The sequence below is a fragment of the Allobosea sp. LjRoot90 genome, from assembly GCF_964254315.1.
Classification (GTDB): Bacteria; Pseudomonadota; Alphaproteobacteria; order Rhizobiales; family Beijerinckiaceae; genus Allobosea.
The window spans coordinates 136,511-162,243 of record NZ_CAXUTF020000005.1 but is presented as its reverse complement, the minus strand read 5'-3'; the positions used below and the strand labels follow the sequence as shown (position 1 = coordinate 162,243).

The 25,733-nt window shown below is 66.4% G+C and carries 23 protein-coding genes, 1 tRNA gene and 1 pseudogene; 11 read left to right on the top strand and 14 right to left on the bottom strand.

What is annotated here, in order from left to right:
- Positions 1-85 precede the first annotated feature (85 nt).
- The 5 genes from ACSQ3M_RS19330 to ACSQ3M_RS19310 are packed head-to-tail and all read right to left on the bottom strand — an operon-like array spanning position 86 to position 5,902.
- Positions 86-1,567: a M81 family metallopeptidase gene (locus ACSQ3M_RS19330; protein WP_436151699.1), complete on the bottom strand. Its 1,482-nt coding sequence runs from the start codon at positions 1,565-1,567 to the stop codon at positions 86-88.
- 35 nt (positions 1,568-1,602) lie between these two features.
- The gene (locus tag ACSQ3M_RS19325; RefSeq protein WP_436151698.1) at positions 1,603-2,448 is read right to left on the bottom strand and encodes an ABC transporter permease; all 846 of its coding nucleotides are present in this window, start codon (positions 2,446-2,448) and stop codon (positions 1,603-1,605) included.
- Positions 2,445-3,377 carry an ABC transporter permease gene (locus ACSQ3M_RS19320; protein WP_436151697.1) on the bottom strand — a complete coding sequence of 311 codons (933 nt, stop codon included), beginning with the start codon at positions 3,375-3,377 and terminating at the stop codon, positions 2,445-2,447. Before ACSQ3M_RS19320 ends, ACSQ3M_RS19325 begins: the two co-directional genes overlap by 4 nt.
- A gap of 30 nt (positions 3,378-3,407) precedes the next feature.
- Positions 3,408-4,976, bottom strand: a complete 1,569-nt coding sequence (locus ACSQ3M_RS19315) for an ABC transporter substrate-binding protein (protein ID WP_436151696.1) — start codon at positions 4,974-4,976, stop codon at positions 3,408-3,410.
- A 47-nt stretch (positions 4,977-5,023) separates the two neighbouring features.
- Positions 5,024-5,902 (bottom strand): MurR/RpiR family transcriptional regulator, encoded by an 879-nt coding sequence (locus ACSQ3M_RS19310; protein WP_436151695.1) that lies wholly within the window; start codon positions 5,900-5,902, stop codon positions 5,024-5,026.
- A 141-nt stretch (positions 5,903-6,043) separates the two neighbouring features.
- Here ACSQ3M_RS19310 and ACSQ3M_RS19305 point away from each other — a divergent pair, with 141 nt between their 5' ends.
- Positions 6,044-7,300, top strand: coding sequence for an NAD(P)/FAD-dependent oxidoreductase (locus ACSQ3M_RS19305; protein WP_436151694.1), 1,257 nt, complete (start codon positions 6,044-6,046; stop codon positions 7,298-7,300).
- Between the two features lie 391 nt (positions 7,301-7,691).
- On the opposite strand, the pseudogene ACSQ3M_RS19300 reads toward ACSQ3M_RS19305, so the two are convergent.
- Positions 7,692-7,937, bottom strand: a pseudogene (locus tag ACSQ3M_RS19300) (exodeoxyribonuclease III); the annotation flags it as partial.
- A gap of 154 nt (positions 7,938-8,091) precedes the next feature.
- Positions 8,092-8,181: transfer RNA gene (locus ACSQ3M_RS19295), tRNA-Ser, on the bottom strand.
- A 345-nt stretch (positions 8,182-8,526) separates the two neighbouring features.
- On the opposite strand from ACSQ3M_RS19295, the gene ACSQ3M_RS19290 reads away from it, so the two are divergent.
- The 3 genes from ACSQ3M_RS19290 (at position 8,527) to ACSQ3M_RS19280 (ending at position 10,401) form a co-directional block, all read left to right on the top strand.
- A complete protein-coding gene (locus ACSQ3M_RS19290; protein WP_436151693.1) occupies positions 8,527-9,222 on the top strand; it encodes a 50S ribosomal protein L21 in 696 nt (231 codons plus the stop codon).
- Positions 9,223-9,321: 99 nt separating this feature from the next.
- Positions 9,322-9,588, top strand: coding sequence for a 50S ribosomal protein L27 (gene rpmA / locus ACSQ3M_RS19285; RefSeq protein ID WP_436151692.1), 267 nt, complete (start codon positions 9,322-9,324; stop codon positions 9,586-9,588).
- A 156-nt stretch (positions 9,589-9,744) separates the two neighbouring features.
- Positions 9,745-10,401, top strand: a complete 657-nt coding sequence (locus ACSQ3M_RS19280) for a GNAT family N-acetyltransferase (protein WP_436151691.1) — start codon at positions 9,745-9,747, stop codon at positions 10,399-10,401.
- Between the two features lie 30 nt (positions 10,402-10,431).
- Here the strand turns inward: ACSQ3M_RS19280 and ACSQ3M_RS19275 are convergent, their stop codons facing one another.
- Positions 10,432-11,583: an extracellular catalytic domain type 1 short-chain-length polyhydroxyalkanoate depolymerase gene (locus ACSQ3M_RS19275; protein ID WP_436151690.1), complete on the bottom strand. Its 1,152-nt coding sequence runs from the start codon at positions 11,581-11,583 to the stop codon at positions 10,432-10,434.
- 173 nt (positions 11,584-11,756) lie between these two features.
- On the opposite strand from ACSQ3M_RS19275, the gene obgE reads away from it, so the two are divergent.
- Complete coding sequence (obgE, locus tag ACSQ3M_RS19270; RefSeq protein ID WP_436151944.1) at positions 11,757-12,800, top strand: GTPase ObgE; 1,044 nt, start codon at positions 11,757-11,759, stop codon at positions 12,798-12,800.
- Positions 12,801-12,882: 82 nt separating this feature from the next.
- Positions 12,883-13,485 (top strand): invasion associated locus B family protein, encoded by a 603-nt coding sequence (locus ACSQ3M_RS19265; protein ID WP_436151689.1) that lies wholly within the window; start codon positions 12,883-12,885, stop codon positions 13,483-13,485.
- Positions 13,486-13,604: 119 nt separating this feature from the next.
- Here the strand turns inward: ACSQ3M_RS19265 and ACSQ3M_RS19260 are convergent, their stop codons facing one another.
- From ACSQ3M_RS19260 to ACSQ3M_RS19250, 3 genes are all read right to left on the bottom strand, one after another.
- A complete protein-coding gene (locus ACSQ3M_RS19260; RefSeq protein WP_436151688.1) occupies positions 13,605-15,149 on the bottom strand; it encodes an MFS transporter in 1,545 nt (514 codons plus the stop codon).
- Between the two features lie 112 nt (positions 15,150-15,261).
- Entirely contained in the window at positions 15,262-15,819 is a 558-nt protein-coding gene (locus tag ACSQ3M_RS19255) for a GNAT family N-acetyltransferase (RefSeq protein ID WP_436151687.1), read from the bottom strand.
- Positions 15,782-17,602, bottom strand: a complete 1,821-nt coding sequence (locus ACSQ3M_RS19250; protein ID WP_436151686.1) for an ABC transporter ATP-binding protein — start codon at positions 17,600-17,602, stop codon at positions 15,782-15,784. Before ACSQ3M_RS19250 ends, ACSQ3M_RS19255 begins: the two co-directional genes overlap by 38 nt.
- Before the next feature lie 107 nt (positions 17,603-17,709).
- On the opposite strand from ACSQ3M_RS19250, the gene ACSQ3M_RS19245 reads away from it, so the two are divergent.
- Together ACSQ3M_RS19245 and ACSQ3M_RS19240 are read left to right on the top strand one after the other, a co-directional pair.
- A complete protein-coding gene (locus tag ACSQ3M_RS19245; protein WP_436151685.1) occupies positions 17,710-18,846 on the top strand; it encodes a DSD1 family PLP-dependent enzyme in 1,137 nt (378 codons plus the stop codon).
- Positions 18,847-18,949: 103 nt separating this feature from the next.
- Positions 18,950-19,687 (top strand): hypothetical protein, encoded by a 738-nt coding sequence (locus tag ACSQ3M_RS19240; protein WP_436151684.1) that lies wholly within the window; start codon positions 18,950-18,952, stop codon positions 19,685-19,687.
- A gap of 627 nt (positions 19,688-20,314) precedes the next feature.
- Here the strand turns inward: ACSQ3M_RS19240 and ACSQ3M_RS19235 are convergent.
- The 3 genes from ACSQ3M_RS19235 to ACSQ3M_RS19225 all read right to left on the bottom strand — a co-directional run bounded on the left by ACSQ3M_RS19235 (position 20,315) and on the right by ACSQ3M_RS19225 (position 23,198).
- Positions 20,315-21,472 carry an amidohydrolase gene (locus ACSQ3M_RS19235; RefSeq protein ID WP_436151683.1) on the bottom strand — a complete coding sequence of 386 codons (1,158 nt, stop codon included), beginning with the start codon at positions 21,470-21,472 and terminating at the stop codon, positions 20,315-20,317.
- Between the two features lie 294 nt (positions 21,473-21,766).
- Positions 21,767-22,165 carry a cyclic nucleotide-binding domain-containing protein gene (locus tag ACSQ3M_RS19230; RefSeq protein ID WP_436151682.1) on the bottom strand — a complete coding sequence of 133 codons (399 nt, stop codon included), beginning with the start codon at positions 22,163-22,165 and terminating at the stop codon, positions 21,767-21,769.
- Between the two features lie 142 nt (positions 22,166-22,307).
- Positions 22,308-23,198 (bottom strand): substrate-binding domain-containing protein, encoded by an 891-nt coding sequence (locus ACSQ3M_RS19225; protein ID WP_436151681.1) that lies wholly within the window; start codon positions 23,196-23,198, stop codon positions 22,308-22,310.
- 217 nt (positions 23,199-23,415) lie between these two features.
- On the opposite strand from ACSQ3M_RS19225, the gene ACSQ3M_RS19220 reads away from it, so the two are divergent.
- Genes ACSQ3M_RS19220 through ACSQ3M_RS19210 form a run of 3 tightly spaced genes read left to right on the top strand, consistent with a single transcriptional unit; the run spans position 23,416 to position 25,732 of the window.
- Complete coding sequence (locus ACSQ3M_RS19220; protein ID WP_436151680.1) at positions 23,416-24,117, top strand: ABC transporter permease; 702 nt, start codon at positions 23,416-23,418, stop codon at positions 24,115-24,117.
- Between the two features lie 6 nt (positions 24,118-24,123).
- Positions 24,124-24,846, top strand: a complete 723-nt coding sequence (locus ACSQ3M_RS19215) for an ATP-binding cassette domain-containing protein (protein ID WP_436151679.1) — start codon at positions 24,124-24,126, stop codon at positions 24,844-24,846.
- A gap of 31 nt (positions 24,847-24,877) precedes the next feature.
- Complete coding sequence (locus tag ACSQ3M_RS19210) at positions 24,878-25,732, top strand: extracellular solute-binding protein (RefSeq protein ID WP_436151678.1); 855 nt, start codon at positions 24,878-24,880, stop codon at positions 25,730-25,732.
- Position 25,733 lies beyond the last annotated feature (1 nt).

Sequence of the window (25,733 nt, the reverse complement as noted above, 5' to 3'; positions counted from 1 at the left end):
TTCTGACGCTGGGCTGACGGCGCTTGCGGCTGGCGGCCGAGGCACTCCAGCCCTTGAAGGGCTGGAGTGGTCGGCTAGCCCGTTGTCATCTGTCGAGCGGGAAGATCGGACGCCTGGCCCGCCGATACGGCAGCTTGCTCAGATCCGGCGTGCAGAGTGCCCCGCTGTCACAGACGATCACCTTGCCGGCGATCGGCTCGAAGGCGGCTCGGAAATGCTGCATCGACTTCAGGCCGACCACGCGCTTGGCGGCCGGGTCGATGCCGAAGGCGCGAAATTGCTGCAGGTCGTTCATCTGGGCGCGAAGGGTGGTGACGAGGATCTCGATCCCGCCGACGCGCAGCACCGCACAAGGCCCCCAGCTGGCATGCAGGCCGCCGAGCATCGGGCCATCGCCGACATAGTCGCCGTCGCTGACGCTGACGAGCGTGCCCGTAAGCGACAGCGGGCCACCGCCGATCTCCGGATCGACCTTGCCGCCGAGCCTGACAGAGACCGTCGTGCCAGGCTTGCCCCGATGCAGCTCGGCCGCCGCCTCCGGGTCGACGATCGGGCCGAAGCAGGCGTCCTGGAGGTCAGCGGCGATCATGCCGCGCAGCAATTCGGTCGCGTCGCCATAGCCGCCACCGCCGGGGTTGTCGGCATAGTCGGCGATGATCAGCGGCCCCGAACTCCCGGCATAGGACGCGGCCTCCGCGACGGCGTCCTCGACCGAGAGGAAGGGCGTGATCATCTCGAAGCGACGTTGCCACATATCTTCGGCCAGACCATCGGCGAAGGCGCGATGGCGCTCGTGATCGCCCTGGCAGGTGACGAGCACGGTTGGGCCGACCTCGGCAATATCGGCATTGCCGAAACCGCCATTGACGCTGACGGCGAAGACGTCCGGCTCCTGCTCATAGGCCTTGGCCTTGGCGATGCGCTCGACCATCGGGCCGATATCCGTGCGCCCGCCATTGACTTCCTCGAGCATCGGCCGCTCGACGCGCAGCGTCACCGGCCTGATTTCGCCGGCGAGCGTGCGCTGCATGATGTCTGCCGCCAGCCGGCCGGTCTCGCGGACATCGACATGCGGATAGGTCTTGTAGGAGACGACGATGTCGGCGAGGTCGGTCATCTTGCGGGTGACGTTGGCGTGCGGATCGAGCGTGATCCCGATCGGCACGTCCTTGCCGAGCACGGCGCGCAGCCGCTCCAGCAACTCGCCCTCGCCGTCCTCGCAGAACTCGGTGACCATGGCGCCGTGCAGGCCGAGCAGGACGCCGTCGATCGATCCGGCATGGGCCTTCGCCGCCTCGACGATCACGCCGGCGATGCGGTCATAAGCGTCGCGCGTCACCGGACCCGATGGCTGGGCGGAGGCGCTGATCGCATGGATCACCTGCCAGCCGGCCGGGCGGCCGATATCGAGAAAGCCGGCGATCGACGTGTTGGCCTCTCCGCGCGCCGCGATCGCGGCCTCGCCGAGGGCGAAACCGCGATCCTGGAAGGCGGCATAGTCGGCCGGGCAACGGCTGAAGGTGTTGCTCTCATGCGCGAACTCGGCGGTCAGCACGGTGAAGCTCATGGCGTTCCTCTCGGCAAATTCTCGGACAAGGGCGATCAGCCGTCGCGCAGCGGCCGGCGGATATCGAGGGCTTCGATCAACGCATCACCGAACAGGTTGATGGCGATCACGGTGGTCGCGATGACGAGGCCGGGGAAGATGATGATCCAGGGGGCGATGAAGATCTGGGCGGTGCCCGAACTCATCATCGCGCCCCAGGACGGAGTCGGCGGCTGGGCGCCGAGGCCAAAGAAGCCGAGCGTCGCCTCGAGCACGATGGCATCGCCCGTCGCCAGCATTCCGGCGACGATGACCGGGGTCATCGCGTTGGGCAGGAGATGCAGGAAGACGATGCGCGCCGGGCTCGCACCGGCCGTAACCGCGGCGTCGACGAAGAGCTCGCCCCTGAGCGCCATGACCTGCGCCCGCGTCAATCGGGTGAACTGGGCGAGATAGGCGATGGCGATGGCGATCGCGGTCGAATGCAGTCCTGGCCCGAGGATCGCGATCAGGATCAGCGCCAGCAGGATCTCGGGAAAGGACCAGGTCAGGTCGACGACGACGGTGACGATACGGTCGAAGACCCCGCCGAAATAGCCGGCGGCGGCGCCGAGCGTTGCGCCCGCGAGCATCGAGATTGCGATCGAGAGCACGCTGACGCTCAGCGACGTGCGGGCGCCCTGGATGATGCGCGAGAGCAGGTCGCGCCCGAATTCGTCGGTGCCGAGCCAGTGCGCTGCCGAGGGCGGAGTGTTGGCAAGGCTGAGCTTCTGGGCCGCATAGTCATAAGGCGCGATCCAGGGCGCGAAGAGCGCGCAGAAGACCAGCGCGACCAGAAACAGGGCGCAGAGCACGCCGCGCGGCGAACGCACCAGGCGGGCGGCGAGCGAGGAGCGGCTCATCTTGCCCCCATGGTTTCGCGCAGCCGTGGATCGAGCGCCGCCTGGGCGAGGTCGCCGAGAAGCGTGCCGAGCATGACGGCGATGGCGAGCATGAGCAGGCAGCCCTGCACGAGCGGGTAATCGCGCTGCCCGAGCGCCGTTATCAGCAGCGAACCGAGTCCCGGCCGGGCGAAGACGTATTCGACGGTGACCGCCCCGCCGAGGATCCAGCCGATGCGCAGGCCGAGGATGGTCATCACCGGCAGCATCGCCTGCTGCAGGACATGGCGAAGCTGGATGCGCCAGAACGACAGGCCCTTGGCCTGGAGGACGCGGACGAAATCGCGCCCGGCGATCTCGACCATGGCGGCGCGGGTGACGCGGGCGATCAGCGCCGTGCCGCCGATGCCGATCGTCAGGGCCGGCAGCACCAGCGCATCCCAGCTGCGCGCGCCCGAGACCGGAAACCATTCGAACTGGACGGCGAAGACGAGGATCATCAGCAGCGCCAGCCAGAAGCTCGGCAGCGTCGAGCCGAGCAGGATGAAGCCCATCACCACCCGGTCGAACAGGCTGTCGCGAAAGGAGGCCGCGAGCACGCCGGTGACGATCCCGACCGTGGTGGAGAAGACCAGCGCCGCGCCGCCGAGCGCGAGGCTGTGCGGCAGGTTCTCCGCGATCAACCGCGCCACCGGCTGGCGCATCACGATGGCATCGCCGAGATCGCCGCCGACGACCTTGGCGAGCCAGCGCCCGTATTGCACGAGCAACGGCTGGTCGAGGCCGTAGCGGGCGATCATCTGCGCCTGCTGCTCGGGCGATGAGCCGACCTGGATCAGATGCTCCAGCGGATCGCCCGGCACGAGGTGGACGATCATGAAGATCACCAGCGAGACGGCGAGGAAAACCGGCACGAGCATGGCGAGCCGCCGGATCGCGAAGCGCAGCAAGGGCCCCTCCCGGGTACGTGCGTGAAGCGCTCAGTTCGCCGGCGCAATGTCCAGCATGGTCGAGCTGTAGAGCCCCATGCCGCGGATTTTGTCCGGCATCGCGATGCGCTTGCCGTAGGCGAGGCTCTGCACCGGCTGGTAGATCGGCGCGAGCGGGTACTGCGACAGCACGTACTCATGATATCTGGTGAAGTTCGCGACGCGCTCATCCCAGGTCTTCGACTTGTTCATGGCGATGTCGTTCAGGCGCTCGGCCTCGGGATCGTTGAACATCGAGACGTTCGGATAGCCGGCCCGCTTGGCGGCGAAGAACCAGTCGACGATGTCGGCATTGGTCCACTGATAGGCGCGGATCGCGAGCTGGTGCTCGGTCTTCTTCCGGTACTGCGCGTTGATCGAACCGGCATCGATGATGCTGATCTCGGCCTGCATGCCGACCGCCTTGAGCTGGGCCTGGACGATCTCGACGAGGCGCTTGAACTCGGTGCCGTTCTGGGTCCAGAGCTTGACCGCAAGGCGCTTGCCGTCCTTGACGCGAATGCCGTCCGCGCCGGGCTTCCAGCCGGCTTCGTCGAAGAGCTTCTTCGCGCGCTCGGGATCGTAGGCGATCCTGAACTTCGGCTCGACCTGCGCCTCCTTCAGCGAGGAGATCAGGAAGGTGTCGGCGGCGGCGCCGTTGCCGCCATAGAGGCTGGCGAGGATTTCCTTCTGGTTGACGGCGAAGGCGGTAGCCTCACGGACCTTGATGTCGGTGAAGGGTTCGACGCTGGTGTTGATCGGCATATAGACCAGCTCGTTGCCCGGGAAGGTCACGAGCTTCACCGCCTTGTCGGCCTGGATTCGCGGCAGGAAGTCGGTCGGGACATTGACCAGCATGTCGGCGCCGCCGGTCTTCAGTTCGAGATAGGCGGTCGATTCCTCGCCGATCTCGCGGAAGGTCAGCTTCTTGAACTTGGCCGGGCCCTGGTTCGTCGAAAGGCTTGCGGCCCAGGCATAGTCGTCATTGCGCACCAGCACGGTCTGCTGGCCGACGCTGAACTGCTGCATCTTGTAGGGGCCGGTGCCGATCGCCTCGGTCACGCCGAACTTGTCGCCGAGTGTCTCATAGGATTTGGGCTCGGGAATGCACATGAAGGAACTGGCGAGGTTGAACAGTAGGTTCGGGTCGGGATGCTTCATGTGGAAGCGCACCGTCAGCTCGTCGACAGCCTCGACCCGCTCGATCGCCTCGACGGTAAAGGCGTTCTCGCTGCCCTTGAACTGCGGCACCCACCAGGCGACGGTCTTGGCGTTGAATGGCTCGCCATTGTGAAACTTCACGCCGGGCTTCAGCTTGAAGGTCCATTGCATGCCGTCGGGGCTCGCTTCCCACGAGCTCGCAAGCTGGCCGTGGAAACTCTGGTCGGCGTCCTGCACCACGAGCCGATCGAAGATCAGCGTGGTCGCCGTGTTGAGCTTGGTCGCCTTGATCGGATTGTAGGTCGGCGCGCCGACGAGGCGTGCGGTCATCACGAACGTCGCCTCCTGCGCGAGCGCCGTCGTCGCCGCCAGGGCGGTGAGGCCCAGCGCCAGTATGCTCCCCTTCAATATGGTCCTCATCTCGCTTCCCCTTTTGTTTTGAGATGTTGCGAAAGGCTTGGGTCGGCTCAGCCCAGCGGCCCGGAGGCGTCTCCGACATGGCCGGTGAAGCGGCCGTAGAGCTCGGCCATCCGGTTCAGCCGCACTTCGACCTGCGGGCCGAGCTCGACGAAGACTGCATTGATCAGCAGGTTGCTGAGGCTCGCCATCTGCGCGGTCGAGTCCCAGAACAGGTTGAATTCGGTCGAGACGACCAGAACCTCGTCGACCAGCTCCCGCCCCCAATCGCAGAAGGCGTCGGTGACGAGAGTGGTAGGAATGCCGGCTTCCTTTGTCTGCCGGGCCAGGAGCTTGGCCATGCGCGAATAGCGGCGCGCCTCGAAGATCACGAGACAGCGCCCGGCTTCGTCCGAAAGCAGGAGTTCCGAGAAGTTGCCGGCGGCGAGATCGACCAGATGCACGCCGTCACGGAGGTACTGGAGCTGATTGGCGAGGTATTGCGCAAGGCCGCGCTCGGTCTGGAAGCCGGTGACATAGACCGAGGACGCCGTCGCCAGCCGGCGCGCGACACGTTTCCACTCTTCGCTCTGGGCGAGCTCATAGAGCCGGACGAGGCCGGCGATCTCGAGCTGGAGGCTGCGGGCGAGCTGGTCATCGCCGGCGAGGCTGCGCTGCTGGAAATCGCGCAGCCGGTCACTGATCAGCCAGGGCCTGTCGCCAATCTCCTCGGCGAGGCTGCCCTTGAGGTCCTTCAGGCTCTTATAGCCGAGCGTGCGGCAGAAGCGCCCGACCGTCGGCTCACTGACCGAGACCTTCTCGGCCAGGCTTGCTGCCGTCTCGAAGGGCAGGCTCGGCATCTGCGCCAGCATGTAGCTTGCCAGCGTCTTGTCGGCCTTCGAGCCGGAAGCGAGGCAGGCCTGCAATCTCTGGCGAAGGGTTAGCGACATGGAGGTTCTCTGCGGCAACCGCATCGAGAAAGTTTTCTGTCATTATGTCAATCTGTTTTTATTTTCTTGCAAAATGACCCAGTTTGAGGCTCGCTGCCGATGTGCTCGTTTCGAGCCTTTGGAGACGGGCTTGCCCAGGCGATGACGAGCGCAGGACGACAAGCCGATGTGATCGTGCTGGGGGCCGGCATCGTCGGCGTCAGCGTCGCCCTGCATTTGCAGGAGCGCGGTCGCAGCGTTCTGCTGATCGACCGTGGCGAACCCGGAGCCGAGACCAGCCATGGCAACGCCGGACTGATCGAGCGCTCCTCGGTTGTTCCCTATGCATTCCCGCGCGACCTCCCGACGCTCGCCGCTTTCGCCTCCAACCGCTCGATCGCCGTGCGTTACCGGCTTGGCGCATTGCTGCGAATGGCGCCCTGGCTCGCACGCTACTGGTGGAATTCGGCTCCGGGCCGGCTCGACAGATCCGGACGCGCCATCCTGCCGCTCATCGAGCGCTGCATCGACGAGCACCAGCGCTGGGCCAAGGCGGCCGGAACCGAAGCGCTGATGCGCGGCGAGGGCTGGATCGAGCTTTACCGCAGCCATCGCGGTCTTCAGCGAGCGGCGGGGGCCGCAAAGGAACTCGCGCCTCACGGTCTCGCCTACGACCTTCTCGACGAGGCAACGCTTCGGGAGCGCGAGCCGGGCCTGCTGCCGGGCACGGTCGCCGGCGCCGTACACTGGCGCGACCCGGTGACCGTCAGTGATCCAGGCGCAGTGACGCGAGCCTATGCCACCTTGTTCACTGAGCGCGGAGGCCGGCTGCTCCGCGCAGACGCGGACTCATTGCAGCACGACGACGCGGGATGGCGACTATCGGTCGATGCCGAGGAATGGCGCGCGCCAGAGGCCGTCGTCGCCCTTGGACCCTGGTCGAACGATCTGTGCAAGCGGTTCGGCTATCGCTTTCCGCTCAGTTTCAAGCGCGGCTATCACATGCACTATGCGGTCGCCGATGGAGCGGTCCCGCAGCACCCGCTCTGCGACGTGCAGGCCGGGTTCGTGCTCAGCCGGATGGAGCGCGGCATTCGCCTGACCACCGGGATCGAACTCGCAGGCCGCGATGAACCCTCGGATTCCTGGCAGCTCGACCAGGCCGAGCGGGTCGCGCGACGCATCATGCCGCTCGGCCCGCGTCTCGATGCCGAACCCTGGCGCGGGGCACGCCCTTGCCTGCCCGACATGCTGCCGATCATCGGACAGGCACCCCGGCATCGCAGCCTGTGGTTTGCATTCGGCCACGCCCATCACGGCTTCACCTTGGGGCCAGTCACCGGGCGGCTCTTGGCGGATGCGATGACCGGCGCGCCGACCTTCTGCGACCTGAAGCCATTCGCAGCCGATCGCTTTTAGATCAGCGCCGGCACGATGTTGACGTCGGACAACATCGTCAGCACGGGCTCTGTCTCAAATGTCGGGTGAAAGCACTCTCGTCCGAACGGGAGCGTTCGCGGTCATCCGTGACGCGATGGCGGCGATGAAGATGATCGGCGTCTCACGCGTCGTGCTCTATCGGCGCGAGCGTGCCGCGATGCTGAAATGGCCCGGCCTCTGTCTGGCCGGGCCATAGATCGCCGAGGGACGACCGCGTTTTTCTGTTTCACCGTTCCCTCGGCCTCCGGCCGGCGCCATCGAGACCGTTACATCCGCGGCTTGCTCGATCGCGCCGGTTCCATCGGCCTGTTTCGAACGTAAGCGATCGAGCTATCGGCACTAGTGGCAATTATGGAGAGGCCTGGCACCCTTCTGAGCGCCAGACGTCGAGTTCCGTCGGCATCACGTTGAAGTCGCCAATCAAAGCAACGGGAATGTCGTGGTCGAGCAGCACGGCGGCGTAGGCCGCCAAACGTTTGAACCGGTCGAGCTTGTAACCGAATTTCGGCCCCGGCGCCGGATTGCCGTTTGGCAAATAGAGGCAGCCGATGAGCACGCCGAACAGCGCGATCTCTCCGACACCACCCGTTGGGGGATGGTCAGACGAGTCTGTCAAATATCATAATTGAATCAATAGATTGCGCAAATAGCAGTGGCGGAGAATGAGAACGAAAGTTCGAACTCGGAGCCGGGAGCGCGACTGCGCGACCGGCCGGAAGGCCACCCCATCGGAGCCGTGAGCGAAGCGAACTGGCGTGAGATAAAAGGAGTGGCGGACAGGGAGGGATTTGAACCCCCGATACCCTTGCGGGTATGCCGCATTTCGAGTGCGGTGCATTCAACCACTCTGCCACCTGTCCGCGGTCGCTCTGGTCGAAGCGGGCTGGTTACTACACATTGCGTACGTCGTGCACAAGCCTTTCCGATGTGATGCGGCAACGAGCCTGTCACAGCCCTGAAATCCTTCGCCGCCATGCTGCTTTTCCTTGACGGCCAGCCCGTGCGCGACTAGGAAGCCGCGTCCGGCGTGGGGAAACCCGCGCCTGATCTCTTTTGGCTAGCGCCGACAGCGACGCTTCGATGCAGTCGCCGCAGCGAGTTCTTAAGAGCAACCCGACCACGCAACCGACTGCCAAAAAGCCGTCCCGCGTGCGCCCCTTTTAAGGGCTCATGACAGGGCGGGGCTCAACATGGAGAACACTAAGATGTTCGCAGTCATCAAGACCGGCGGCAAGCAGTTCCGCGTCGCCGCCAATGACCGCATTACGATCGCCAAGCTCGAGGGCAACCCGGGCGATACCGTCGCCTTCGGCTCCGTGCTGATGCTGACCGATGGCGAGAAGTCGACGGTCGGCGCCCCCTTCCTCGGTGACATCACCGTCGCGGGCGAGATCGTCGAGCAGACCCGCGGCGAGAAGGTCATCGCCTTCAAGAAGCGCCGCCGCCAGAATTCGAAGCGCAAGCGCGGCTTCCGCGCCGAGCTGACCGTGGTGCGCATCACCGATATCCTCACCGGCGGCAAGAAGCCGGAGATGAAGAAGGGCGAAGCCGCTCCCGTCGCGCTCAAGGCCGGCAGCGAGACCGTCAAGGGCAAGGCTTCGGCCAAGCCTGCCAAGGCCAAGGCGGAAGCCAAGGCCGAGGGCCTCGACGCCTCCAACCTCTCGCTGATCTCGGGCGTCGGCCCGACCATTGAGAAGAAGCTGCGCGCCGCCGGCATCACCTCCTGGAACGACATCGCCGCCTGGACCGAGGCCGACGTCGCCAAGTGGGACGAGGAGCTCAAGCTTCGTGGCCGCGCCACCCGCGAGGAGTGGGTCGAGCAGGCCAAGGAGTTGCTCGCCGGCAAGCCGCCGCGTGCCAAGGCCGACCAGGCCGAGCAGGCGTCCGGCGAGGACTACTGACCGGGGCTGACAGGCTCCGCGCAGCTTCACGCCCGGTCGGGGTGGCTTTTGCCGCCGATTCGGGTTACATCGACTGAAGAGTTTTTGAGGTAGGGCGTTATGGCTCACAAAAAGGCAGGCGGCTCGTCCCGCAATGGTCGCGACTCCGAAGGCAGGCGCCTCGGCGTGAAGCGCTTCGGCGACCAGGTGGTCGTTCCCGGCAACATCATTATTCGTCAACGCGGCACCAAATGGCACGCCGGCGCGAATGTCGGCATGGGCAAAGACCATACGCTCTTTGCTACCGCCAACGGTCGCGTCCGATTCACGACGAAGCTCGGCCGAGCTTTCGTGAACGTAGTCCCGGCCCAAGTGGCCGCAGAATAAACGGCGGATAGGGAATTTCCTCGATCCGCCGGTTCCATCGAACCGGACGGATCAAGGGATAAAAGCCCGAAAACGGGTTTCCCGAAGGTCAACGAGGGGGAGATGGGACCAGAAGTCTCATCTCCCTTTCTCGTTTGCGCCGACGGAGAGACCCTGATGTTCCCCGAATTGACGAGAGACGACGTCTTCAGGCTCGAGACCAGGCGGCTATGGCTGCGCTGGCCGCGGATCGCCGACGCCACCGCCATCCTGCGCCTCGCCGGCGAGAAGGCGGTCGCGGAAATGACGGCCTCGATCCCGCATCCTTACCCGACACAGGCGGCCGATCCCTTCGTCTTTGCGACGCGCAAGGGCAATGCGCTGGGCGAGCACCTCGTGCTGGCGATCACCCCGCGCGAGAAGCCCAACGAGCTGATCGGTATGATCGGTGCGCACAAGCAGGCGACCGGGCGGCCCTTCATCGGCTACTGGCTCGGCACACCGCACTGGAACAAGGGCTACGCCACCGAAGCGGTGCAGGCGCTGATCGACACCATGTTCTCGCTGGTCGAGATCGACGCGATCGAGGCCGACACCCGCGTCATCAACCCGGCCTCGCGCCGGGTGCTGGAGAAGAGCGGCTTTCGGCAGGAGGGGTCCTTCCTCAAGTCGCTGCCAGCGCGCGGCGGGCTCTTCCCTTGCGAGCAGTTCCGGCTCGACCGCTCGACCTGGGCGGCGCTCAAGAGCTGGAGCGTCTCGGGCTGGGCTCCGCTGCCAGCGGATGAACAGCAGCAGCAGGCTGAAAGCGTCAGCGAGGAGCCCTGCCTCGCCTGACAGGGACGGTCCCGTGTATCGGCGGGACCGTCACCGCATCAGCCCGGCCGAACGCAGCGCATCCTCGATGATCTTGCGCACGCCGGCGGCTGCAGGCGGCGCGGCCCACCGGTCAGTCTCGCGCGGCGGTTCAGGCGCCGGGCGCGCCGGACCGGCGGCCATGGCAGGCGTTTGCACCGGGAGGGAAGCGGTCGGCGTTTTCACGGCTGGCTTGACCTTCTCGGCCTCATCGACCGCCAGTCCCCAGAAGCCGGCGATCCGCTGCGTCGAGGGAATCCCGGCCGCCAGCATATACGGCCCCGGTCGGCCGATGCCGTCGCCGGCGATCGGCGTGCCATGGCCCATTCCGGCAATGCTGTACTCCTCGATCAGGTCGCGGCCATCAGCGTCACGCCAGACCCGGCGCCGATGGCCGTCCACCGATTCGCTCGCCGACGGTTCGGCAGGCAGGTCGTGGACGCCCCGCCATTGCGTGATGAGTGCTGCGGCATTGGCAGGGCTCACCGTGCGGTCGGCACTGCCTTGCCAGATCGAAATCGTCGGCCAGGGTCCACCGTGCCGCGAGGCGGAGCGCACCAGATCCTGCAACCTTTGCTCGCCGGGCAGCCCATGGGCGCGCATGCGATCGAAAGCTTCGGGAATGGTCGCCGCGACCCCGTAGGGCAGTCCGGCGATGATCGCGCCGCCGGCGAAGAGTTCCGGATAGGTCGCGAGCATGACGCCGACCATGGCTCCGCCCGCCGACAATCCGGTGATGAAGACACGGCCCCGATCGAGGCCATGGCGCGCGATCATGGCTTCGATCATCTGGCTGATCGACAGCGCCTCGCCCTTGCCGCGGCCGGTATCACCCGGCTCGAACCAGTTGAAGCAGAGATTGGCGTTGTTGGCGCGCTGCTGCTCGGGAAACAGCAGCGCAAAGCCGTCGCGATCGGCCAGTGTCGACCAGCCGGAGCCGAGATCGTAGCCGGAAGCGGTCTGGGTGCAGCCATGGAGCACCACGACCAGGGGCGCGCCGGCAGGAAGCTCCCGCGGCACATATGTCCGGGCGAGCAGCGCGCCGGGATTGTTGCCGAACTCCGGCAGGGTGCCGAGGCGGCCGGACGCATCGATACCCGTCCCGGCCCCCAGCTGGGTGCGATAGGCCGATAGTCGGGCGATCGTGTCGGAGAGCTTTCGCATCGTCAGGGCCCTTGCTTCGTCAGCCGCCGGAGTGGCGCTGGCGGGTGACAACCTCCGAGATGGGCATTCGTTGCTGCACTGCAACATAATTCTGCGTGAAGCACGCCGGCGTCAACCTGGAGAAGCGTCGCGATGCATTGCTCTCCAGCGCTCATGCGACTACCTACTCCTCCATGAAATTCCTCGACCAAGCCAAAATCTATGTGAAGGCCGGCGACGGCGGCGCCGGCTGCGTCTCGTTCCGGCGCGAGAAGTTCATCGAGTTCGGCGGGCCCAATGGCGGCGATGGCGGACGTGGCGGCGACGTCGTGATCGAATGCGTGCAGGGGCTGAACACGCTGATCGACTTCCGTTTCCAGCAGCATTTCAAGGCCAGGATCGGCGAGCACGGTATGGGCAAGGACCGGCACGGCGCCAATGGCACCGCGATCGTGCTCAAGGTGCCGCCGGGAACCGAGGTGCTCGACGAGGATGGCGAGACGCTGGTCGCCGACCTGACCGAGCCCGGCCAGCGCTTCGTCCTGTGCAAGGGCGGCAATGGCGGCTTCGGCAACGCCTATTTCAAGACTGCGACCAACCAGGCGCCGCGCCACGCCAATCCTGGCCTGCCGGGCGAGGAGCGCTGGGTCTGGCTGCGCCTCAAGCTGATCGCCGATGCCGGCCTCGTCGGGCTGCCCAATGCCGGCAAGTCGACCTTCCTCGCCACCGTCACCGCGGCTAAGCCGAAGATCGCCGACTATCCCTTCACCACGCTGCATCCCGGCCTCGGCGTCGTTCGCGTCGATGCCCGCGAGATGGTGCTCGCCGATATTCCCGGGCTGATCGAAGGCGCGCATGAGGGCCATGGCCTCGGCGATCGTTTCCTCGGCCATATCGAGCGCTGCCGCGTGCTGCTGCATCTCGTCGAGGGCACCACCGAACATGCCGGCAAGGCCTACAAGACGGTGCGCAAGGAGCTCGCCGCCTATGGCGCCGATCTCGACGAGAAGCCGGAGATCGTCGCACTCTCCAAGGTCGATGCGCTGACGCCGGAGGTGCGCAAGGAGCAGCTTGCCCGCCTGAAGCGCGCCGCCGGACGCACCCCGATCGCGCTCTCGGCCGCCTCGGGCGAGGGCGTCGAGGCTGCGCTGCGCGCCGTCTTCGCGGTGGTCGAGGAAGCACGCGCGCAAGAAGTGCAGGATGATGCTCCGGCGCAGGAAACCGGCTGGCATCCTTGATGCGCGTTCACAACTCCGGCTTGCGCAACGACCGATCCTGGTCTTGAACTCGATTTATCGCTGCGACCGGACACGCCCCGCCATGAGCCGACCGACCATCCTTACCCTCTCCATGTCCGTCCTGGCGGCCGGCGCTGCTTTGGCCCAGGCCCCGGCGCAGCGCCCTGCCTCGCAACGGCCGGCCCAGGCGCAGACGGCACCGGCTCAGGCTCAGACGGCACCAGCTCCCGGCGCCGTCTCCCAACCCGACAACACCACCGCGACCTATGGCGACTGGGTGATGCGCTGCCAGGCGAGCGTCGCGGCCCGTGTCTGCGAGATCGTCCAGACGCTCGAGCAGCAAGGCCAGCGCGGCCCGATCGCGCTGGTCGCAATTGGCCGGCCGGTCAAGGACGAGCCGATCAAGCTCGTGATCCAGGTCCCACCTAACCTTTCGCTCGGTGACAAGGCCAGTGTGCGCGTCACGGTCGCCGACAAGGACGAAGCGCTCGCCGTGTTCCAGCGCTGCCTGCCCGGCGGCTGCTTCGCCGAAGCCAGTCTGAGCGACGAGGTCTTCAAGCGCTGGCGCGGTTTCGCCGAGGCCGGCCAGATGCGCTATCTCGACGCCGCCAAGCGCGAGGTCACGCTGCCGCTCTCCTTCCGCGGCTTCCCCGCCGCCGCCGAGGCCTTGCAGCGCGAGCCCTAAGTGGCGTCATGCTCGGGCTTGACCCGAGCATCTCAGGCCAGGAAGGGCTGTCGTCAGCGCCTTCTCGTCACGAGATTCTCGGGTCTGCGCTTCGCTTCGCCCGAGAATGACACCCCGCTTCAATGCGCTCCCGTCGGCCGCGCATCGCGCAGGGTGGTCAACGCCACGGCGATACAGAAGATCATGCCGGCGATGGCGATCAGCGCGACCGCGTGGAAGCCCGTCATGAAGGCCTCGCGTGCCACCTGGAGCAGATGCGCCGACTGGTCGGGTGCCAGCCGCTCCGCCGCAGCAAGCGCGCCGCCCAAGGTCGAACGCGCCGGTGCCAGCGTCGCGCCGTCGACGCCGGCAACCGAAATATCCGCCATGCTTTGGCGATAGAGCGCCGTGCCGAGACTGCCGAACACGGCGATGCCGAGCGCGCCACCAAGCTCGATACTGGTCTCCGACATGGCCGATGCCGCGCCGGCCCGCTCCTGCGGCGCCGAACCGACGACGATCCCGGTCGTCAGCGCGATCACCGGCGTGAAGCCGATCGAGAACATGACCGAGGCAGCAACGATCTGGACAAGGTTCGGCGCAAAGGCCAACCAGACGAAGCCAAGCGCCGACGGGATCATACCGCCAGCCATCAGCGTCGCCGGCTTGAAGCGCACGGACAGCGGCGTGACCGCGAAGGAGGCGAGCGTGAAGGCGATCGCCGACGGCAGAGACCAGATGCCCGCCTCAAGCGGCGTCAGCCCGGCCACCAGCTGCAGGTACTGCGCCACGAAGATGAAGCTGCCGAACATCACCATGATCCCGGCGAGATTGATCGCCAGCGCCGCGCGGAAAGCGCGAATCCCGAACAAGGTGAGGTCGACCATCGGATCGGCCAGCTGCTTCTGCCGACGCGCGAACACCACGCCCAGCGCGAGCCCGGCGAGGATGAAGGCGACGGCATAGGCCGAAAGCCCGAACTCGGCCCAGTGCTTCACCCCGTAGATCACCGGTAGGATCGCCGCCAGCGAGAGCAGCGCGCTGGCTATGTCGAGCCGACCCGCTTGTGGCGCCTTGTACTCGGGCAGCAGGATCGGGCCGATCACGAGCAGGATCAGCATCGGCGGCACCGCGATCAGGAAGACCGAACCCCACCAGAAATACTCGATCAACGCGCCGCCGATCAGCGGGCCGATGACCGCGCCGGCCGAGAAGCTGGCGATCCACATCGAGATGGCGAAAGTGCGCTCGGTCTCGTCCTCGAACATCACCGCGATCAGCGAAAGGGTCGAGGGCGCCAGCGTCGCGCCGGCGATGCCGAGCAGCGCCCGCGTCACGATCAGCATCTCGGTGCTGGTCGAGAAGGCGGCAACGGTCGAGGCCGCGCCGAAGGCGGCCGCGCCGATCAGCAGGAGCTTGCGCCGGCCGATCCGGTCGCCGAGCGTGCCCATCGTCATCAGGAAGCCGGCGACCATGAATCCGTAGATGTCGATTATCCAGAGCAGCTGCCCCGCCGATGGATTCAGCTCGCGTATCAGCGTCGGCACGGCAAGGTTCAGGACCGTCAGGTCCATCGAATAGATCATGCACGGGAAGGCGATGGCGATCAGGCCCAGCCATTCGCGGCGTGTCGCCTTGCGCACAGGCGCCTCTGCGGTCGAAGCAGCAGTCACAATCAATCCCATCATTTTTTGAGTGGCGACACTGCCAGCCGAATGTGGCGGCTCCTGTCAGCAGCCGCCTGTCGCTTGCGCATGTCCGGTATGCTTGTGCGAGCGCCCTGGCGCCACCTTGGCGCTATGCCGGACGTTCGCGCCGCAGCAGCACCGTATCATGCCCCAGGAAGCCGACGGTGCGCTCGTCGCGGAAGCCGGCGCCCCGCGCAAGCCGAAGCGAGGGCTCGTTCCCCGGCGCGATCAGGCAGACGCAGCTTTGATGCGCGGTCTCTCCATCGAGCCAGGCGAGCGCGGCCGTCAGCGCTTCCTTGGCGAAACCGCGGCCATGCGCCCAGCTCGCGAGCACCCAGCCGGCCTCGGGTATGCCGCGGATCGGCGGCTCGACCGCCCGGTGGAAATCGGCGAAGCCGAGATCGCCGACGAAGCGCCCGCTGGCCTTCTCGGTGAGTGCCCAATAGCCATAGCCGAGCAGCGGCCAGAGCCCACGATAGCGCAGCAGCCGCATCCACGCTTCCTGGACCGTCGAGGGCTGGCCGATATGATGCACCACCGCTGCATCGCCCCACATCTGGCAAAGCGGCTCGAAATGCTCGGTGCCATGCAAATCGAGGACGAGGCGTTCAGTCTCCAGGCGAATGGCTCTAGCCCTCCGCGAATTGCAGCCGGTAGAGCCGCGCATAGGCGCCGTCGCGCGCGATCAGCCCGTCATGATCGCCGGTTTCGACCACCCTGCCCTCGTCGAGCACGACAATCTGGTCGGCCTCGCGCACGGTCGAGAGCCGGTGCGCGATGACGAGCGTGGTCCGGCCCTTCATCAGCTCCGCCAGCGCCTGCTGCACCAGCCGCTCCGACTGGGTGTCGAGCGCTGACGTCGCCTCGTCGAGCAGCAGGATCGGTGCGTCCTTGAGGATGGCGCGGGCGATGGCGAGGCGCTGGCGCTCGCCGCCGGAGAGCCGCGAACCGCGTTCGCCGACCCGCGTCTCATAGCCATCGGGCATCGCAATGATGAAGTCATGCGCCGCGGCTCCCTTGGCCGCGGCGACGATCTCCGCCTCGCTTGCGCCAGGGCGGCCGAAGCCGATATTGGCGCGCACCGTGTCGTCGAACAGCACCACGTCCTGGCTGACCACGCCGATCTGGCTGCGCAGGCTGTGCAGGGTCACGTCGCGGGTGTCCTGCCCGTCGATCTCGACCTTGCCCTCGCTCGGATCGTAGAGCCGCGGCACCAGCGCCAGCATGGTCGACTTGCCCGAGCCCGAGCGGCCGACCAGCGCCGTGGTCTTGCCGGCCTCGGCCACGAGGTCGATACCCTCGAGCCCGCGCTGGTCGTCGCGATAACGGAACCGCAGGTCGCGGAAGGCGACCTCGCCACCGGTCACCGCCAGAGGCTTGGCATCCGGGCGATCGGTGATCAGCGATTTCTCGTCGATCAGCGCGTAGTAGCGCTTCAGCGAGGCGCCGGCCTCCTGCACGATGGCGTTGAGATTGCCGAGCGAGCGCATCGGCTGCGCCGCGAGCAAGAGCGCCGAGACATAGCCGGTGAAGTCGCCGACGGTGGAGCCGCCCGAGGTGATGCGCACGCCGATCGCAGCGAGGACGCCGGCGACCGCGATGCCGCCGGCGACCTCGAGCAGCGGGTCGAGCCGGCCGCGCGCATTCGCCGCCTTCATCTTCAATGCCCGGATCGTCTCGAAGGCGGCGGCAGCACGCCCCTTCAGATAGGGTTCGAGCGAATCGGTCTTGGCGACACGCGCGCCCTGCAGGCTCTCGGTGACCAGGCTCGCCATGAGGCCGGTCTGCTCCTGCTGCGAGGCCGCCATCCGGCGCAGCTTCTTGCCGATCCGGCCGATCGGCCGTGCGACGATCGGCGCGATCAAGAGCACGACGGCCGTCATCTTCCAGTCGATCCAGAGCATGGCGCCGACCAGCGCGATCGCCGTCATCACGTCGCGGATCGCAATATTGACCAGCCGCGTCAGCGCCTCCTTGACGAAGGTGAAGTCGGTGGTGAAGCGCTGGGTGAGCGAGGCAGGATTCTCCCGCTGCAGCTGCGCCAGATCGGCGTCGATCAAATGGTCGTAGAGCGCGCTCTGCATGTCCGCCTCGATCCGGCTGACGACGCTGTTGGTCATCACCGTCTGGGTCAGCAGCGAGAAGCCCTTGATCGCGGTGACGATGACCACGACGATCGCGACGGCATTGACGACGCCGATCTCGATGCCGAGCGATTTCGAGACCAGTCTTTCGGCGCGGCGCACGAAGCCGGTTGCCTCGGCCCCGATCGGGTCGGCGAAGGCGTCGAAGGCCGCCTTGATCAAGAGCGGATAGAAGCTCGTCGTCGCGGCGATGACCACGACGAGTGCGAGGATGGTGAGCATTTGCGGCAGGTATTGCCGCCCGCGCTCGCGCCAGACTCGGGCAAAGAGCGCAAGGGTATCGTCGGTGACGCGGCCGATCTTCATGGGGCGCGGCCTAACATGGCCGCCATGCGAGCGCCACTGCCGGTCTTGCTCCGGACACGAACCTGACGTCCGATGGCCATGAGTTGATTCCCCAGATATGAGCGCCCATGCCCCTTACCCCGCCGGCTCGGCCCGGACAGTCCTTCGCCGAGATCGACACCCCTGCCCTGATCCTCGATCTCGACGCCTTCGAGCGGAATCTCGTCACCATGGCGGCTTTCGCCGAGGCGAGCGGCGTGCGCCTGCGTCCGCATGCCAAGACGCATAAGAGCCCCGAGATCGCGATGCGCCAGATCGCCCATGGCGCGGTCGGGCAGTGCTGCCAGAAGGTCAGCGAGGCCGAGATCCTGGTCGCCGGCGGCGTCACCGACGTGCTCGTCACCAACGAGATCGCCGGAGCCCATAAGCTCGACCGGCTGGCCAAGCTCGCTCGCGACGCCCGCATCGGGCTCTGCGTCGACCATATCGACGGGGTGCGCGAGGCAGCCGAGGCGGCGGCCCGCAACGACGTTGTCCTCGACGTCCTGGTCGAGCTCGACATCGGCGGACGCCGCTGCGGCGTCGCGCCGGGCGAGGCGGCGGTCCGGCTCGCCGAGGCGGTGGCGCGCAGCAACACGCTGCGCTTCCGCGGCGTGCAGGCTTATCACGGCTCGGCCCAGCACATGCGCTCGATCGACGAGCGCAGCGAGGCGATCGAGCGCGCCGGCCTGCTTACCCGCAACGCGATCGAGCGCCTCGCCCAGGCCGGACTCGCCTGCGAAACCGTCGGCGGCGCCGGCACCGGCACGTTCGAATTGGAAAGCCGCTCCGGCATCTGGAACGAGCTGCAATGCGGCTCCTATATCTTCATGGACGCTGATTACGCCCGCAACCGCACCGCCGACGGCTCGCCCTTCCAAACCTTCCAGCATGCGCTCTTCGTGCTTGCCGGGGTGATGAGCAAGCCGGTGCCGGACCGCGCCATCGTCGATGCCGGCCACAAGGCGGCCGCAGTCGATTCCGGCATGCCGGTGCCGTGGCAGCGCGACGGCGTGATCTACACAAAGCCTTCGGACGAGCACGGCATCCTGACCGGCGACCCCGTCACCGTGCCGCATCGCGGCGACCGCGTCCTGCTCGTGCCCGGCCATTGCGACCCGACCGTCAACCTGCATGACTGGTATGTCTGCGTACGCGGGCTTTCCGGCCCTGACGCTCATGTCGAGGCGGTCTGGCCTGTCGCAGGGCGCGGGGCGCTCAACTGATTCCTGGGGGCATGATGTCGCCCGAAAACCGGCATCCACTTTTCGGCATCATGCCCTGATGCTAGCCGAGCTCGCTCTGCGTGCCCTGACTCCAGCGGCACCGATGGCGCGCAAGCTCGGACTGCTGCGGGAGGGCGTCGCGCTCTGGTCGCGCGGCTGGCGCCAGCGCAAGGCCTGGGAGCCGCATCACACCCGCTGTCGCGCCATCATCGCCGAGGTCGCGGCCGCGCTGCCACGACGCCGTAGGGCGGTGGTGCTCGGCTCCGGCCCTGTCCGCGACATCCCGCTGGAGGCGCTTTGCGCGAGCTTCGACGAGGTTGTGCTGGTCGACATCGTCCATTTGCCACTCGTGCGCCTGAAGCTCTGGCGGCAGGCCAAGGTCAGCCTCCTCAGCCGCGACCTCACCGGCGCGATGGCCTGGCTCGCCGGCGAGGCGGACGACCGGCAGGACCCGCTGGCCGATCTCATCGCCGACGACAGCGTCGATCTCGTCATCTCCGCCAACCTGCTCTCGCAGCTCGCCTGGCCGCTCGCCGACTGGCTCGAGGCCAATCCCGCCCGCGCCGCCGCCCTCCCCGAGAACCTGCCGGCCCGCTGCATCGCCTGGCATCTCGCTGACCTCGCCCGCTTCAAGGGCCATATCTGCCTGATCAGTGATGTCGAGATGGTCGAACGCGACCGCGATGGCGCGATCCACGACCGGCTCGATCTGACCTATGGCGTCGCGCTGCCAAAGGAGGACGAGAGCTGGCTCTGGCCAGTCGCGCCCTTCGGCGAGGCGCAGCGTGACCGGGAGTATGTGCATCGGGTCTGTGCGTGGCGGAGGTTTGGGCGAGAGTGAGCGCTGTCTTTTCGAGTGGGAGCTGCAATTTGCAGCCCCACTCAGTGGGTCCGCGGTAGCTGGAAAGCTATGTTACTCTTGTCCGCTTCGGCTACGGGCGGTGCAAATGCGCGAACTCTGGGACCAATTTCTCGCCAATCCTTTCTGGGTCGGCTTGTATGCTGTCTTATGCATAGCCGGGATTTTTGTTGCTGGTTACATTTGCGAGATCGCCTGGCGAGCTTGGTGTCGAATGCTCGGCACAAGAGGCGATTGAATGTCGCCAACGCAATGTCGGCTACGAGTGGAAGTGAGGCTCTCGATGCGGCCTGTGCTGGGCCGTTGAGCGGGACCGGGAGCGGGCATTGCATGCGGAGTTGGCGTGGATTATTCATCCTATCGGCAACGGTTTTAGTCGTTGTCTACACCGGTTACCTTCTCTTTTTTGCTGCTCTACACTCAGCAAACGAGCATATTAGCCAATGTATGGACGATTCTGCTCCGCAGTACATTACTGACAGAGATCAACGCCGCCTTGAGTGCAGCAATGAGTGACCACATGGTCGGAAGCGGCTTTTACCAAGGTCAGCTCAGGATCGCACAGCAGCGCACCGTAAACGTCCGCGCCGTCCTCTCCCCAATCCGACCTCACCCCACCGCCAGCCGCCGCCTGACGATCTCAGCGTGGAAGCGCGCGCCGTGGATCAGCCCTCCGTCGTCGAAGTCGTAGCGTGGGTTGTGCAGCGGAGCGCTGTCGCCATTGCCGACGAAAGAGAAGCAGCCCGGCACATGTGCGAGGAAGCGCGCGAAATCCTCCGAGCCGGTAAAGGGCTCGGAGACGACGGAGACGTTCTCGGAACCGAGCACTGCCTGCGCCGCCTCCAGCGCCGCTTCCGTCTGGACCGGCTGGTTGAGCAGCGGCACGAATTCGCGCGTATAGCTCACCGATTGCTCGACATTGTAGGCGCGGGCAATGCCGTCGCTGATCACGCGCATCTGCGCCTCGATCTCGGCGCTGACCTCGGGGTGGAAGCTGCGAGCATCACCGAGGATGCGCGCCTGCCCCGGCAGGGCGTTGCGGGTGCCGTCGGTGATCAGCTCCGTCACCGAGACCACGGCGATCTGCGCCGGACTCAGGCGGCGCGAGACGATGGTCTGCAGGCTGGTGACCAGAGCGCAGGCCGCGACCAGGGTCTCGTTGCCGACATGGGGCCGGGCGGCATGGCCGCCGACGCCGGTGAGGACGATCTCGAAATTATCCTCCGCCGACATGATCGGCCCGGTCCGCGTCTGGAACGTGCCGACCGGCAGTCCCGGCGCATTGTGCAGCCCGTAGATCTCCTCGAACGGGAAGCGCTTCAGCAACCCGTCATCGAGCATGGCGAGAGCACCGCGACCCCATTCCTCGGCCGGCTGGAAGACGAAGCGCACGGTGCCGTCGAAGCCGCCATCCGCAGCCAGGAGCTTCGCCGCCCCGAGCAGCATGGCGGTGTGTCCGTCATGACCGCAGGCGTGCATGACGCCGGGGTTCTGCGAACGATACTGCAATTCACCCTGTTCGGGGATGCGCAAGGCGTCCATGTCGGCCCGCAGCGCGATTGCCCGGTTACCGCTGCCGCGCCTCAGCGTCCCGACGACACCGGTGCCGCCGACGCCCTCGGCGACGTCGTCGAAGCCGAACTCTCGCAGCTTGCCGGCGACGAAGGCGCTGGTGCGCTTTTCCTCGAAGCCGAATTCCGGATGGGCGTGCAGGTCGCGCCGCCAGGCGGTCATCTCCTGCACGAGTGTGTCGAGATCGATCGTCACGGGCCGTCCCTGCCTGCTGCAACGGCCGAAAGACTATGTCGATGACGGCGCAAGAGGCGCTGCAATTGCCCGGCCGATTTGCACGATAGTTTCGCGGATGCGGCACACGGGAACCCGGCGAGAGACGGCTGGCCGGCCGCCGTTTGGCGAAGTGGAGCACGACTGGAACGACCCACTCGGGTCTATGCCTCTTGACCGCCTCATCGTCGCATCTGCCGCAGCGTCCGGATTTGTCGCTCGACGATGTGGTCTGCGCGTGGCTTTCGGCCCGAGCCCGCCTTCGGCATCACGCGATCACAAAGCAGAATTCGTCGCTCGCAGTCGGTCCACGACCTCCGACAGCACATACCAGACGAAATTGGGCGTTGTCTCGACCATGAAGCGAAACTGCTTTGAATCAACCAGGGCAATCTCGGATTGTTCTAGAGCTTTTGCTGTGGCTGAACGCTTCTTCCTGTCGATCAGTGAAATAATACCGAAAGCGCGCCCCTCGCTGACCTGCTCGATCAGCTTTCCGTGGCTGCTGACTTCGATCTTGCCGGTGAGAACGATATAGGCATAGGCGGGTTCATCGCCCTCCCGAAAGACTACATCCCCGGAGGCATAGTTTAACACCGTCCCTAGCCCGCGCGCGAGCTGGCGAAAATCGATTGTGTGGGCGGCAGGCCTAGTCGTCGAGGAAAGCTCGTTCATTGGCCATACTCGCCCAGACTGGGGACGATTACTGTAACGCAGTAACCGGGCTGTTCCAATTGAAAATGGGCCTTACAGGAGCCGCCGCCGCATGCGACCGCCTCCCGAGGCGCGCGGGTTCTGCCCGTGTGGTTCCAGCTCCCTACCGATTCAGCCGCACTGCTCCGCTGATCGAGAGGTCGTAGCCACCGAACTCGCTCGCCCGCGCCGCCATATCGGGGCCACGCATCCAGGCGAGCAGCTTCTGCGTCGCCGGCTCGAAATAGCTCCGCCGGCGCAGCACCAGATCGACGTGCTCCCAGACCAGCGGCAGGAAGGCGAGGCCGAAGGCCATGGCGATGGCGCGCGCCGCGATGCCACAATCGGCCCGCCCGGAGCGGATCGCCAGCGCCAGATCCTGGCCGGTGGCGCAGATGCCGTCGGCGACGATCATGCGGCCGGAGGGGACGCCGGTCCGCTCCAGCAGGCTCATCAGCAGCAAGTGCGCCCCGGCGCCGCGCTGGCGTTGGGCAAAGCGGGCGCCCTTCATAATCGCCGCACTGAGTTCATCGATCCCGAGCGGGTTGTCAGGCGCGATCAGCAATCCCTGCTCGCGCCGGGCGAAATTGATCACCACGGCGTCGTGCAGGGAAGGCTCGGCGCGGATCGCGGCGAGGTTGGCGGCGTCGTCATCCGGCGTCGCATGCAGATGCAGGGCCGCGATTGAGACCTCATTGCGGACGAGCCGGTCGAGCCCGGCCTGCGAGCCCTCTGCGAGCAGCGCCAAGCCGCAACCGGATTCGCGGATGGCGAGTTCCAGCAAAGAATCCTGACTGCCGCCGACGATCGGTGGCGGCGGGACCGCGTCGAACCCGGCCGGTCGCGACAGCCCGGCCTCGAGCCAGCGGTCGAGCCCGGCGCGTGGGAACAGCCATTTGCCGGAAACCTTGGTGCAGGGCACCGCGCCCTGCCCGACGAGCTCGTAGAGCTTGCGATCCTTCAGCCGCAGATAGCGCGCCGCTTCTTCAGTCGTCAGCCAGACTTGGTCCTGCATCAGCCTGCGTTTGCCTGCGTTGGTTACGGCGTTGGCATTTGGTCGCATTGAACTCTACCAATTGCAAATGCTTGCAATCCAGAGCCCGTTCCGATCGGCTTGCTGGGCAAGCTGATCGGTAAAACGGTCTCTAACTAAAAGTGAGAGACGGATTCACCGATCAGGTTGAACCAACCTGATCGGATCCGGCTCGAAGGCGAGCGCGCGGGAGTAGGCTTTGGACGTCGGCGCGATCTTTCAGGCGGCATTTGCCCTGGTGGTCGGGCTCGATCCCGGCTTTCTCGGCATCGTCTTCCTGTCGCTGCGCGTGACCCTGACCGCCGTGCTGATTGCGGCGCTGATCGGTCTGCCGCTCGGCGCGGCCCTGGCGCTGGCCCGCTTTCCCGGCCGCTCTGCCATCATCGTCTGCCTGAACGCGCTGATGGGCTTGCCTCCGGTCGTGGCCGGCCTCGCCGTCTTCCTGCTGCTCTCGCGCTCAGGTCCGCTCGGCCCGCTCGGCCTGCTGTTTACCCCGACCGCGATGATCATCGCGCAGGTGATCCTCGTCCTGCCGATCGTGATCGCACTGACGAGGCAGGTGATCGAGGATCTCTGGAGCGAGTATCGCGACCATCTGCGGTCGGTCGGCCTCGACGGCCTGCGCGCCATCCCGACCCTGCTCTTCGACGGGCGCTTTGCGCTGGCGACGGCGCTGCTCGCCGGCTTCGGCCGGGCCAGCGCCGAGGTCGGCGCCGTCCTGATCGTCGGCGGCAATATCGCCGGCTACACCCGCACCATGACCACGGCGATCACGCTCGAGACCTCGAAGGGCGACTTGCCGCTCGCTTTGGGCCTCGGCCTTGTCCTGCTCTCGCTGACGCTCGCCATCAACGCCATCGCCTTCGGTGCCAGCCGCATCGGCGCGCGCTATGCCGGGTAAGCGATCATGCTGAGCGTAACCTCGATCCTGCCGCTGACCGTTGAGGCCGCCGCCTTCTCCGGCGACGGCAAGCTTTTGGTCGAGCCCAACAGCTTCATCATCCCGGCCGGTGGCATCACCGTGCTGCTCGGGCCGAACGGCGCCGGCAAATCGCTGACGCTCCGCCTATGCCATGGCCTGCTGACACCGAGCCGCGGTGCCGTACGCTGGGCCGCCGGGGCCGAGGGAAGAGCCAAGCGCCACGCCATGGTCTTCCAGAAGCCGATCATGCTGCGCCGCTCGGTCGAGGCCAACATCACCCACGCGCTTGCTGCCGCCGGCGCTAGCGGAGCCGAGCGCAAGGCACGCGCGGCACAGGCGCTGCAGCGCTTCGGCCTCGCCGAGCGCGCCAGCCAGCCAGCCCGTCTGCTTTCCGGTGGCGAGCAGCAGCGCCTCGCCATCGCCCGCGCCTGGGCTCTCCGGCCCGAACTGCTCTTCCTCGACGAGCCTACCTCGCAGCTCGACCCTGCCGCGACGCGCCAGATCGAGGAATTGCTCTCCGGCCTCGTCGCCGAGGGCATCACCGTGATGATGTCGACCCATGATCTCGGCCAGGCCCGGCGCCTGGCCGACCGCGTGCTCTTCCTGCATCGCGGCCGGCTGGTCGAGGACGCGCCCGGAAAAGACTTCTTCGCCAGCCCGCAATCAGCCGAAGCGCGCGCCTTCCTTGCCGGTGAACTGCTCTGGTGATCCACAAAAACTAAAGACAGGAGAAACGCCCATGACCGCCCTGCCCCGTCGTTCCGTCCTCGCCGCCGGCCTGTTCCTCGGCCTGACCGGCGTCGCCCTTGCCCAGGCGCCCGCCGCCCCGAGCGGCGAGCGCTTCATCACTGTGGCCTCGACCACCTCGACCCAGGATTCCGGCCTGTTCAACCACATCCTGCCGCTGTTCAAGGCCAAGACCGGCATCGAGGTCCGCGTCATCTCGCAGGGCACCGGCCAGGCCCTCGACACCGCCCGTCGCGGCGATGCCGACGTCGTCTTCGTCCACGCCAGGGCGCAGGAGCTGAAATTCGTCGAGGAGGGCTTTTCGACCGAGCGCCGGCCGGTGATGTACAACGACTTCGTCCTGATCGGCCCCAAGGCCGACCCGGCCGGCGTCGCCGGCACCAAGGACATCGTCGCGGCGCTGAAGACAATCCAGGAGAAGGCAGCGCCCTTCGTCTCGCGCGGCGACAAGTCGGGCACCCATGCCGCCGAGCTCAATCTCTGGAAGGTCGCGGGCATCGACATCGCCGCGCAGAAGGGCCCCTGGTATCGCGAGATCGGCCAGGGCATGGGCGCGGCGCTCAACACCTCCGGAGCGATGGGCGCCTATGTGCTCTCCGACCGCGCCACCTGGATCTCGTTCAAGAACCGCGGCGATCTCGTCATCTCGGTCGAGGGCGATCAGCGCCTGTACAACCAGTACGGCGTCATGTCAGTGAACCCCGCCAAGCACCCGCATGTGAAGGTCGCCGACGGCAAGCTCTTCGCCGACTGGCTGACCAGCCCGGAAGGCCAGAAGGCGATCGCCGACTACAAGATCGACGGCCAGCAGCTCTTCTTCCCCAATGCCGGGCAGGCGGGCGCCTGAC